The sequence below is a fragment of the Tropicimonas aquimaris genome (genome assembly GCF_042676185.1).
GTDB lineage: Bacteria > Pseudomonadota > Alphaproteobacteria > Rhodobacterales > Rhodobacteraceae > Tropicimonas > Tropicimonas aquimaris.
In genome coordinates this window covers 190,514-198,159 of the sequence record NZ_JBHTJT010000002.1, presented here as the reverse complement: position 1 = coordinate 198,159, position 7,646 = coordinate 190,514, and the positions used below count along the sequence as shown (strand labels likewise).

At 60.2% G+C, this 7,646-nt stretch carries 8 protein-coding genes; 2 read left to right on the top strand and 6 right to left on the bottom strand.

The features are described from left to right. The coding region (locus ACFQ2S_RS01015) for a hypothetical protein (protein ID WP_386071977.1) at nt 1-269 on the top strand (269 nt) is incomplete at its 5' end. A 112-nt stretch (nt 270-381) separates the two neighbouring features. Here ACFQ2S_RS01015 and ACFQ2S_RS01010 read toward each other — a convergent pair. Continuing rightward, the gene (locus ACFQ2S_RS01010; RefSeq protein WP_386071976.1) at nt 382-1,962 is read right to left on the bottom strand and encodes an arylsulfatase; all 1,581 of its coding nucleotides are present in this window, start codon (nt 1,960-1,962) and stop codon (nt 382-384) included. Between the two features lie 100 nt (nt 1,963-2,062). Between ACFQ2S_RS01010 and ACFQ2S_RS01005 the strand changes: the two genes are divergently transcribed. Continuing rightward, a complete protein-coding gene (locus ACFQ2S_RS01005; RefSeq protein ID WP_386071974.1) occupies nt 2,063-2,731 on the top strand; it encodes a Crp/Fnr family transcriptional regulator in 669 nt (222 codons plus the stop codon). A gap of 547 nt (nt 2,732-3,278) precedes the next feature. On the opposite strand, the gene ACFQ2S_RS01000 is transcribed toward ACFQ2S_RS01005, so the two are convergent. From ACFQ2S_RS01000 to ACFQ2S_RS00980, 5 genes are all read right to left on the bottom strand, one after another. Then, a complete protein-coding gene (locus tag ACFQ2S_RS01000; protein WP_386071972.1) occupies nt 3,279-4,328 on the bottom strand; it encodes a tyrosine-type recombinase/integrase in 1,050 nt (349 codons plus the stop codon). Between the two features lie 52 nt (nt 4,329-4,380). Beyond that, a complete protein-coding gene (locus tag ACFQ2S_RS00995; protein ID WP_386071971.1) occupies nt 4,381-4,800 on the bottom strand; it encodes a hypothetical protein in 420 nt (139 codons plus the stop codon). Further along, nucleotides 4,800-5,003 carry a helix-turn-helix transcriptional regulator gene (locus ACFQ2S_RS00990; RefSeq protein WP_386071969.1) on the bottom strand — a complete coding sequence of 68 codons (204 nt, stop codon included), beginning with the start codon at nt 5,001-5,003 and terminating at the stop codon, nt 4,800-4,802. Before ACFQ2S_RS00990 ends, ACFQ2S_RS00995 begins: the two co-directional genes overlap by 1 nt. A gap of 86 nt (nt 5,004-5,089) precedes the next feature. Continuing rightward, nucleotides 5,090-6,202 (bottom strand): hypothetical protein, encoded by a 1,113-nt coding sequence (locus ACFQ2S_RS00985; protein ID WP_386071967.1) that lies wholly within the window; start codon nt 6,200-6,202, stop codon nt 5,090-5,092. Continuing rightward, entirely contained in the window at nt 6,199-7,401 is a 1,203-nt protein-coding gene (locus ACFQ2S_RS00980; protein ID WP_386071965.1) for a tyrosine-type recombinase/integrase, read from the bottom strand. Before ACFQ2S_RS00980 ends, ACFQ2S_RS00985 begins: the two co-directional genes overlap by 4 nt. Between the last annotated feature and the right edge of the window lie 245 nt (nt 7,402-7,646).

Here is a 7,646-nt window from a genome sequence, read left to right as displayed (position 1 = left end):
TTGCGCCGAACTCCAAAGCCGTTCCACTGCGCATGCAGCGAAGAGTTTTTCAACGAAATTCCGACGTATCGGACCTTCGCCGCGGTTGCGACAACATCGAACTTGCGGCCGCGGCAAACTGCGCGAATGGCGGTGAACGGACGCTTTCTGCAGGCGCGAACTCAAAGATCCGTTTAAACAACAGCAAACATGAACCGATGCTCAATTCGGGCTTGGTCGCCGCGCGGCCGCATGGCGGCTACGAGCCCCAAAGCGGCCTCATTGTGTGAAACGCAATTCCGGACGCTGCACGAAATCATAACGAAAACGCCCCGGTCGGCAAGCGTCCATCTGTTTGCCAGTACTGAGGGCGGCAAATCTGCCGCCCATCAGGCCTTTTCTTTACTGGCGCGCCTTGTTGATGAATTCCTCCACAACGTTCGACATGTCGAAGGACGATCCACCCTGCACCGGCGGGAAGTCGGCAAGCGACTGCAAATGCTCTGCCATAAGCACACCCATCGGCTGTATCAGCCAAGAGACTTTCTGCATCAGGTGCCCGTAGCTGTCCGAACTGTCATAGCTCTCGTAAGGGTCCGACCGGATGTTGAAGACGAGCGGCACTGTCCGCGGGATCACATTGGCATAGTAGTCTTCTTTGGTTGAGAAATGGAACTTCCATGGCCCCATCCGCAGGGCGGTCAGGACGCTCTCATAGTAGTGGAAGATGTGCGTCCGAGCCGAGCGATCAGCCTCACCGAGCCAGTACGGCAGGTTGTTTACGCCGTCGATAAACTGGTTCATCTCCTCACGCACGCGCGTCACCGGGTCCTCTATGCCTGCGGCAACCGCCAACGTGGTGAACATGTCCTGGTGTGCCTGCATTCCGTTCAGGGTCACACCCTCGGGCAGGACGCCGGGCCAGCGGATGACCGAAGGTACGCGGATGCCGCCCTCGTAGGTTGTCATCTTTTCACCGCGGAATGGTGTCGTCCCGCCATGAGGCCAGGACGAGTGCTCGGGCCCGTTGTCCGTGGAGTACCAGACGATCGTGTTGTCGCTCAGTCCGCGCTCGTCGAGCCAATCAAGCACCGTACCGATGTCATTGTCGTGCTCGATCAGGCCAGAGCCGTAGAAATCATCCTCAAACGTATATTCCTCGGCAAGATATCGGCTCTCATCCCGCAGGCGCGTGTAGAGGTGCATTCTGCTCGTGTTCATCCAGACGAAGAACGGCTCGCCTGCATCCTGTGAGGCAGCCATGAAGTCGAGCGCGCGAGGGATCATCTCTTCCGAGTCGAAGGTATGCATCCGTTCTTGCGTTAGTGGGCCTGTGTCCTCGATGGTCTGGTTGCCGACTACACCGAAACGCTCGCTCTCGGTATCGTCGAACTCCTCCGTGGCGAAACTATGAAGGACACCGCGGGTCCCGAACTGCTCCTCGTATGCCTCAAGCGATCCCGCGAATTCTTCAGCAAACCTCTGGTAATCCCGTTGCTCCGCCTCTTCCTGAGTGTTGAGGTGGTACAAGTTGCCGAAGAACTCGTCGAAGCCGTGATTCGTCGGCAGGTGTTCATTCCGGTCGCCGAGGTGATTTTTTCCAAACTGCCCTGTTCGGTAACCCTCGGCCTTCAGGAGTTCCGCGAGCGTGGGAGACTCGACTTGCAGCCCAAGCGGAGAACCTGGCTGACCCACTGTCGTCATCCCCGATCGGATCGGATACTGGCCGGTGATGAATGCGGCGCGACCAGCAGTACAACTCGGTTGCGCATAATGATCTGTGAAAAGGATGCCTTCTTTCGCGATCCGGTCGATGTTGGGCGTGGAGTAGCCCATTACCGCATGATTGTATGACGAGAGGTTGCCCCAGCCGACATCATCTCCCCAGATCACGAGAATATTCGGTCGTTCAGCCTCCTGCGCACTCGCGGCGCAAACGACAGCTGCCGAAAACACAACTGAAATAGCCAATGCACGTTTCATGTAGTCACCTCCCTGCCAAAGTGGACATCCAGTTAAAGCAGCGTAAGCCAAAGTCCGGAAAGCATTGTCCCATTTGGGACAGAGTGATAGAATTTTTCGCATGAACCGAGATATTCTCAGAACCAAAGGCTGGCTGTCGCTCCAACCGCGCGCCATTCAGGACGCCGTTCTGGCCAATGGACGGGAGCAGGTCTTTGACATCGGAACGTCGGTCTTTTCGGTTGGCGATCCACCCGGGGGGTGTTTTGCGCTCCTCCGAGGGCAACTCGCAGTATCTATTGCACCGAACATGCGCGGCCCGAACCTGGTACATGTTGCAAGGCCCGGAACGTGGTATGGGGAAGGGGCATTTGTGACCCGGTGCCCGCGGCGCGTCGGTCTGCATCCGGTTGTCGAGAGCACATTGTTTCATCTGCCGCTTACCGCCATGGACCGGCTTTCGGCCGAAGATGCCGAGTGGACGCGCCGGTTCGCTCAGTTGCTGATGATGAACTTGAACACCGCACTTCACGCCCTCGACGATCTGCTGATCGAGGACCCGTCGCGCCGTATTGCAGCAGTGTTGGTCCGCTGTCTTGGTGAAGAAGAAAGTGGCTCGCTCTCGATCTCCCAGGCGGAACTTGGCCGTCTGTCCAACACCTCTCGGAAGGTCGTGAATCGCGTTTTAGGCTCGTTTGCTGATCGCGGCTGGTTGCGGCAAGGCTACGCCAAAATTGAGGTGACCGAAGTCCGGGCGCTCCGCGATCTTGCCGAAAGCACCATAGCGTAAGGCACACGCCCCAAAAGATCGAACACGTTGCCCCCTGCGCACACAGTCGGGCAAGGGATCGGCATCAAGTTATCGGCAGTAAGGTCCGCGGGGCAGTCGTTTGTTCCTGAGAAATGCTGCGCAATGCTCGAACGTCAGAAATGACGGACCGCCCCGCAGTGTCCACAGTTAGTGGTCGGTGTCCGCTCCAGTCCGTTCACGAAGCCCGAAAACCATGCTGCGCCTGCGAAGGGCCGTGCCCGGCCAACGACCGCATAGCGCAGTTTGCGGTCGCCCGGCTCGACCAGACGAACGGCAGCAAGGTCCGCATGAGAGACCTCAATACCCGTGCAGCGAACTGCCGGTTTGGATCTCGCCTGGATTGCCCTTGATGAAGCCCCGATTAGCGGAAGTTGTGCTGCTTTGCGGCAATCCGGTCCCTGTCCAGCCCCATTTCCACGGGCCGTTTTCGAGCAGAGTTTCAGGTGCTGCGGGGCTCATGTTGAGCACTGGATCTGGGCGGGTTCGACGTTCAATTCATCCAATATGGTGCCGTTTGACCGCCCGTCTATTCCAAAACACAATCCATAGTCGCCCGCAGGGCACGGATAAGCTGTGCCTGACGCTCTGGCATCACATTCCCGTAGCTGGTGAAGGTAGTCATGACGTCTTCGTGCGAGAGATTCTGCGACCAGGCCTTCATTTCCTCGGGCGTATCGCAGATCTCGGTGCCGTAGCGGGCCAGCGTCTTGCGGAAGCTGTGCGGGCCGAAGGCGGGCAAACCGACCTCGGCGAAGGCATTCCGGACCTTGGCGCTGACCGGCCCCGCTGACTTCCAGGGCAGACGGGTCAGCTTGCTCGCCTCAAAGATGCGGCCCGGCCCTGTCACTACCTGCGCCTTGGGAAACAACGGCTCATCCGGCCCGTAGAAGCGCTCAGTGCGCATGTACGTCACGTAGTCCGTGAAGACCTCTTTGATGGCGTCGCCGACGGGGAAGAAAGTTGTCGTCCAGCTTTTTCGGAACTTGGTGTCGACCTGGCGGGCATCCTGGTAGACGCATGCGTCAAACAGGTTCACATGCTTCACCCTGAGCGTGATCAGCGCGCCGACGCGGATGCCCGTGAGGGCCAGGAAGGCGATGATTGCGCGGTCTCGGCGCTGGATGTCGGTCGCGCTGGGCATGTTTTCCAGCAGGTGCCGGATCTGGTCCAGCGTGGGCGCCGGTTTCGCATCATGGCTGCGGGCCTGTGCTTGCTCCGCATTGCTCAGGTTGAAGTAGTCGGCATCATTGTAGCGAATGGCCCGGCGATAGCCGGGCTGCTCGGAAAGCCACTGGAAGAAGGCGCGCAGGGCTTTGCAGATCTGAAGTTTCGTGGCCGCCGCAAGCGGCTTGCCTGTCTTTGCGCTCTTCTCTGCGCGCAGCTTTTCCTTGAAGGCCATGGCTTGCGAGATGTGGAACTGCTTGAACGGTTTGTAGCCGGTGGCGGCTTCGAACCGGTCGATGGCTGCCAGGTGAACATCAACGGAGCGTTCGGACAGGCGCTTGGCTTCACCGAGATAAAGCTGATAGCGGCGGCGGAGGCGAAGGTTCTCTGCGGGGCGTTTTGAGGGCGTCATATCGTATTCTCCTGGCTGCACCTGCAACAGGGGCAGTTCATTTCAGATAATGTTAGTTGGGGCTGTTTAAGGCGCGAGAGGCGGCTAGCAGGAAAGCCTCCTTGCCGCTGCCGGAAACGCGGCGGCCCATCAACGATCCACAGCAGCTGCACAGGCCCTGCAGCAGCGGCGGAAGCGGTGGGGAGCCAATGTCATCAACCATGCCACCCGCTGGATATCGCGGCGCCTTGCAGCCGAGGCAGAACATTTGGCCGGGTTTCAGGTGTTGGCGCTTGCTCCGCGAGCGCAGCGCCGGGATCAGGTCGGAGCCGAGAACGAGCACTGGGGCGACGTCATCCGCCACCGGCACCTGCTCTTCTTGGATGATGTGGCGGAGAGTCTTGGATGCGCAGCGCAGAAGAGTGCTGGCTTCATCGAACGTGTAGACGCTGTGTGCCTTGATGGCGCGCCAGTTGAACTTGCGCCCTGCCATCACTGCACACCGCCGTGCAGGAGTTTGCGGATGTCGCCCACGCGCCAGGCGGTCGTGCGCGGACCAAGCCGGACGGGCTCGGGGAAACGCCCGTCGCGCACGCCGGCCCACCAGGTCGAGCGGGCCACCGGCACCGGGCCCACCGGGTAGAGAAGTTGATTGAGGCGGACCAGCGCCTCATCGGGCAGATCGTCGAAAGTCATATGCTTTCCCTTTTCGCATGTTGATGCAGGGAAGGCTGATGTGATCCGATGGGAACCGGGGCGAATTCACGGTGCGGTTCGTGAATTCACGAACGCTTCCTTGTTTTGTTGGAGTGAATCTTTTCCCACACGTTCTGACCCACGTGGATATCGGATGCCTCACGCAGAGTATTCCGGATCGTCTGTGCCGTTATGCCCAGTTCCATGTCCGCAGCCTTGTCTGCGATCTGCTGGGGCACATCCGACCTGGTGTGTCGCGGATCATAGCCATAACCATCCACGGCAGCTGCAAGCAGTGCCTTTTGTAGCGTCGCCCGATTCTTCGAAACGGCCGCCTTGTCGGTTGGCGAGGTGCACCCGTCGGTCAGAAGGCGCAGCTCCTTTCTCAGTTTCTCGATGGTCTTCGCCTCGACGTTTGCCCCTTCGTGCGCGGCAATGCGATGGCCTTGTTCCGCCCTGACATCCGCAAGCTCGCGCTCCAGCCGTTCGGCCCTTTCCGTTAACTCCCGCACCTGCCGTTTAAGGCCCGAGTCGACCGACTTATCCGTATCGACTACGACATCGGACGTCAGTTCCGGCAGAGCCAGCGCGGGCAGCACGGCCCGGCGCCACTGGTCCGACAGATAGTAACCTCGGCCGTCAAGCCAGCGCAGGAAACGGGCGGGTTCGACCTTCTCATCCAGTGTCCCCAACTCCACGGCCCGCTGGGCAATATGTGCCCGGTCGTCGCGCTCACGGATGGTCTCACCCGTTTCCGGTGCATCGCCACGCCACCCGTTCGTCGTGCCGGGCTCAAAGTTCAGCGACAGATCGATGGCTTCGCGCAGAGTCCAATAGGGTTTGCGCGCCCAGTCACTGATAAGCCGTCGCTCCTGCTCCCTGAACGCCTCGGACAGGATTTCGGACCTGTTGAGGGCAAAATGCCGCCCGTCGAAGCCGATCGGCCCGGCTGGTGAGATCCTGAGCCACCAGTCGGCATGAAACAGAAAGCCATATTCTTCGCCCCGCTGAAGCCAGGTGGCGGGTGGTAGAACCAGCTCTTCCAAGCGGGCTTCAAACTGCTTTGCAACCTCGACACCCCCAGGCTCCGCGCCCAGCGCGAGGGCACGCGCCTCGTCATGGCTCCAGCCGCTCTTCCCGCTCCATACAACCAGCAACGCGTCGCCCGGCCGTCGCCCTGTTCCCATCGATGCCGTCATGCTGCGACCCGGCCCGCTTTCAACTCGTCGAGGTAGTCCGCCCACCATTGCGCCATCTTGACACGCTCATCCCAATGGCTTCCGCGAGCATAGGCTCGGCGGATCTCATTCTTCTCCACATGCGCCAGCGCGCGCTCGATGGCGTCTGGGTGCCAACTCCCGGACTCGTTGGCAAGGGTCGAGAACATCGCCCGGAACCCGTGCGACGACATCTCGTCCTTGCCGTATCCCAAGCGACGCAGGGCCGCGTTCAAGGTGTTCTCGCTCATGCTCCGTTTCGACGACCGAATCGACGGGAAGAGATACTGCCCCCACCCCGTCAGCTTCTGCAGTTCGTCCAGCAGGCCGATCGCCTGGCGGGGCAGCGGCAGGGAATGGGGTCGCCGCATCTTGGCGCGCTGCTTGGGCACCGTCCAGATCGCGCCCTCCGGGTCGATCTCGTCCCACTCGGCCAGTCGCAGTTCCCCCGGTCGCAGCGCAGTCAGTGCCAGCAGTTGCAAGGCCAGTTTGGTCGTACGCTGCCCTTCGAAACCGTCGATGGCGCGTAGAAGACCACCCGCGGTCAGCGCATCGGTGACCGCCGCCCGGTGCACGGTCTTCGGCCGAACCAGCGCATCCTTGAGGCCGAATGTTGGGTCGTTGTCCGCCAGCCCTACTGCAATCGTATATCGGAAGACGGCCCCGGCGGCCGAACGCATCCGGACGGCACTTTCATTGTTTCCCTTGGCCTCCACCTTGCGCAGCGGAACGAGCACATCCTGCGCCGTGATCTGCGAAATCGGCATGTGCCCTAGATCTGCGCAGAGCATGCGGTGGAACCATTCCGTCTTGGCCAGCGTCGCCTTGGCTTTCCCTTCTCGGCGTTTCTTGTCCAAGAGTTCGCTCGCGAGTTTTTCGAAAGTCGCGGCGTGCTCGGCCTTCCGTGCTGCCTTTTGTGCTTTGCGCAGGGCTGCAGGGTCCTGGCCAAGCGCGAGTTGCCCCCTCGCCTCGTCCCGCAAACGCCGGGTATCGGCCAGCGAAAGATCCGGGTATTTGCCCAACGCCAATAGCTTTTCCTTTCCCGCCCAGCGGTACTTGAGGCGCCAGAGTTTCGACCCGCCCAGATTGACCAGCAGGAAGAGCCCATCGAAGTCTGCCTGCTTGTACGGCTTCTCGCTTGGCTTTAGGGCACGGATTCTGGCGTCGCTCAGCTTCGACATTGGGGGTGTCGTGTCTCCTAGCTCGCCGGGGTACCCCCAGATCGTACCCCCAAACGGGATAGATACGGGTAGACCTCCTGGGACGGCTCTGGACAACCATTTTCCCAAATCCCATGAAAACATGGCTGTTATTGAACCGCATCGGATGCAACAGGAGAGGTTTATGGTGCCCGGGGACTGCACCAACACATTGTTTCAGAATGGTTTTATTCGTCCACTCTTGTCTCCATCCACCTTCACAGCAT